Annotated in this window: 3 protein-coding genes; 2 read left to right on the top strand and 1 reads right to left on the bottom strand. The window is 68.6% G+C overall.

What is annotated here, in order from left to right; translation table 11 throughout:
* The first annotated feature begins 169 nt into the window (after positions 1-169).
* Both DD1DGNOD_RS24955 and cysS read left to right on the top strand, forming a co-directional pair.
* Positions 170-565, top strand: coding sequence for a PPOX class F420-dependent oxidoreductase (locus DD1DGNOD_RS24955; protein WP_131768795.1), 396 nt, complete (start codon positions 170-172; stop codon positions 563-565).
* A gap of 228 nt (positions 566-793) precedes the next feature.
* The gene (gene cysS / locus DD1DGNOD_RS24950) at positions 794-2,395 is read left to right on the top strand and encodes a cysteine--tRNA ligase (RefSeq protein WP_131768794.1); all 1,602 of its coding nucleotides are present in this window, start codon (positions 794-796) and stop codon (positions 2,393-2,395) included.
* 143 nt (positions 2,396-2,538) lie between these two features.
* Here cysS and DD1DGNOD_RS24945 read toward each other — a convergent pair.
* Positions 2,539-3,452 (bottom strand): FHA domain-containing protein (locus tag DD1DGNOD_RS24945; RefSeq protein WP_241255968.1); only part of this gene is annotated, 914 nt, incomplete at its 5' end.

Genomic DNA, 3,452 nt, shown 5'->3' with positions numbered 1-3,452 from the left:
GCCGGATACGACCCAGCCGGATACGACCCAGCCGGATACGACCCAGCCGGGACAGCCGGGTGTCCGAGACCCGGGAGAGCGGGGGTCATGCCTGATTGGCATGACAACCGACCGGTCACCGTTATGGATGACTAGGGTGGGAAAACGACAGGACCGGCGGAGGAGCCTGATGTCGTTATATCTACCCGAGAAGGTCAAGAATCTCGCGGACGCGCCGACCTACGTGACGCTTGCGACGATCCGGCCTGACGGAGCTCCGCGAATGACCGTGTTGTGGATTGCGCGTGATGGCGATGACCTGCTGTTGTCCACGATCCGGGGTCGTGCCAAGGAACGGGATATCGCGCGGGATCCGCGGGTGGGAATCATGTTCCTCGACCAGCGGGATCCCTACGGATATGTCGAGGTCCGCGGCCGGGCCGGCCTGTCGGAAGAGGGTGGTCGTGAGCTGATCGACGCTCTCGCGGTGAAGTACACCGGCGACGAAACCTATCGGTGGGACGCACCCGAAGCGGTGCGGATTGTCATCCGTGTCACCGCTGAGCGGGTGTTTACCACCGGTTGACGGCCACGGTCGGGCGTATCCCGGCGTGGGCGCTAAGCTCCTCGACGACGCGCCGTACGTCATACCGTGTATGCCCCCGTTCCTATACCACGTCCACGCCGCATGCATCCGGGTTCCTGTTCGAGCGGAGCCGGATTTCACGCATGTTGCGGGTTGTTCATGGAACGGAGCCGAGTCCGACACGGGTGGCGGAGGATCCCTCGCGGGGCCGCGCCGTACTCTTGACAGATGGGACTCCACATCTACGACACGCGCACCCGGCGCATGCGGCCGTTCGAGCCGCTGCACCCCGGTCATGTGGGCGTGTACGTCTGTGGGCCCACCGTCCAGTCCCCGCCGCACGTAGGACACATCCGTACCGCCGTCGCCTTTGACCTGCTCCGCCGCTGGCTCACCGCGTCCGGGCTCGGGGTGACCTTCGTGCAGAACGTCACCGACATCGATGACAAGATCATAATCAACGCGGGCCGGGCCGGCGAGAACGTGTGGGAGCTGGCCACCCGCCAGACCCGGGCCTTCGACGACGCCTACCGGTCGGTCGGCGTCCTGCCGCCCACGATCCAGCCACGGGCCACCGGGCATATCCCGGAGATGCTGGCGCTCATCGCCAGGCTCGTCGACACCGGATACGCCTACCCCAGCGCCGGGTCGGTGTGGTTCCGGGTCGGACGCTTCGCCGGCTACGGCGAACTGTCCCATCAGCGTCCGGACGCGGTCCAGGCGTCTCAGGAGTGCGAGCCCGGCAAGGCCGATCCCCGTGACTTCGCGCTCTGGAAGGGCGCCAAGCCCGGCGAGCCGTTCTGGGAGTCACCATGGGGGCGCGGCCGGCCGGGCTGGCACGTCGAGTGCTCGGCGATGGCCGGCAAGTATCTCGGTGAGGTTTTCGACATCCACGGCGGTGGCCTTGACCTCGTCTTCCCGCACCACGAGAACGAGCGTGCGCAGTCGGCCAGCGCGGCCCACTCCCGTGGGAGGTCCGGCGGGGACGCGCCGCAGATGGCCCGTTACTGGATGCATGTTGGTCTGCTGACCACCGGCGGCACCAAGATGTCGAAGTCGCTGGGTAACTCGTTTCTGGTCAGCGACGCGCTCGAGCAGGTCAGGCCCCAGGTGTTGCGTTACCACCTGCTGTCCGCGCACTATCGATCGTCACTGGAGTACGGCCCGGAAGGGCTGGTCGAGTCGGCTGCGGCCCATGACCGGATCGAGACATTCGTCCGTAACGCACTCGACATCCTGGGCGGGCCGGACGAGGCCGCGGCGCTGGCCGCCGAATGCGCCGCGAACGTGCGGCGGGATCCTGTCGACCAGGGCCGGGCAAAGGGTGACGGGCGTACGGGCGCTCGCGGGGATGCGAAGGTCGGGGCCTCGGATCGCGGGCCTGCGGATCCCGGTGCCGCTGGCGCGGTTGCGCACGTTTTCCCGGCCGAGCCGGCCGCGGTGAGCAGTCCGGCGCAGGCGTGGGCCGCCTTCGCGGCTGCTCTGGACGACGACCTTGCGATCTCCCGCGCGCTGGCGGTCCTCTTCAGCGCGGTCAGCCGCGGCAACCACGTCCTGTCCAAGACGCAGCGCCGGGAGCTTGCCGGTTGGGTCGACGTCGTGCTCAGGATGCTGGTGGTCCTCGGGCTTGATCCGATCAGCCAGTGGCCGGCGGCCGGCTCCGAACTGCGTCCGGCACTGAACGGCGTCATGGAGATCGTCCTTGATCTGCGGTCGGCCGCGCGTGCCCGGCGGGACTACGCCGAGGCGGACGAGATCCGCTCCCGGCTTGCTGCCGGTGGCCTCGTCGTCGAGGACACCCCCGAGGGGCAGCGCTGGCACTTGGCGTAGGAGCCGGCCGATACAGAAAAATTGATCATCAAAAGGAGCTTCAGGCAGCGCGAAAAGCATGATCGCGCTGCCTTTGGCACCTCACGATCTGGGAACTTAGGCCTCCGGCAGCACGAAAAGCATGATCGCGCTGCCTTTGGCCCTTACCGGGAACGGATCGTGACTCGGGTCCAGGCCCCGAGATACACCCGGTCGCCGTGGCGCAGCGGTACCGGCTGGCCCGGTGGGATCGGGTCCGGCTCGTCGTTGATCCGGGTACCGTTCGTCGATCCCGGGTCGAGCACCGCGTAACTGCCGTCCGGGAGGAGCTCCAGCATGGCATGTGCGCGTGAGATGCCCGGGTCTTCCGGGGCGCCGGCCAGGTCGATCTCCGGATGGATCCCGCGGGATTCGCTGCGCCGCCCGATCAGCAGCCGGGGGCCGCTGAGCGCGAACACCCGCCGGGGGTAGATTGTCGGGAACGGGACACGATGATCGTCTCCGCTGTCGTAGTACTCCCGCTCGGCTTCGACAACCACGTCCCAGCCGGTCTGGACGGGCAGCGGCTCGCTGGGAGCGGGACGCTCCACGGGTACGGGAGCGGGAGGTTCCATCAGGACGAGGTCGAAGCCGCACACCTCGCAGAAGCGGGCGCCCACCTCGTTCGGGCTGTGGCAGTTCGGGCATGCGGCATAGCCCTCGACCGGATCCCGGGCGTCCCGTGCCGGCCGCCCGAACCCTGTCTGGTTCGGATGGGGCCGATGGTAGTCGGGCGGCGCTCCCGTCGGGGCGCGGGATGCGGCGGTCGCGCGATCGAGGCCGAAGGGATCGTCGACGTCACCCGGACCGGCCGCGGGGGACCTGTACGGGTCGGCCCGCTCCCGATCGTAGCCCCACAGATCGGCTCTGTACGGTTCGTCGGGGGGCTCGCCGCGAGGGTCCCGGTAGGGGTCGGCCGGGTAGCTGTTCGCGCCGTAGCCACCCGGGGAGTAGGCGTCGGGCGGATAGGCGTCGGAGGGGTATCTCTCCTGGCCGTATCCGTCGCGGCCGTACCCGCTGGGGCCGTACCCGCTGGGGC

This window comes from Candidatus Protofrankia californiensis (genome assembly GCF_900634765.1).
Lineage (GTDB): Bacteria > Actinomycetota > Actinomycetes > Frankiales > Frankiaceae > Protofrankia > Protofrankia californiensis.
This window is presented reverse-complemented; position numbering and strand designations above follow the sequence as displayed.

What these genes read in the sequence shown, in the direction of transcription:
- DD1DGNOD_RS24955 (WP_131768795.1), top strand. Translation starts at nt 170, where the DNA reads ATGTCGTTATATCTACCCGAGAAGGTCAAGAATCTCGCGGACGCGCCG.
- cysS (WP_131768794.1), top strand. Translation starts at nt 794, where the DNA reads ATGGGACTCCACATCTACGACACGCGCACCCGGCGCATGCGGCCGTTC.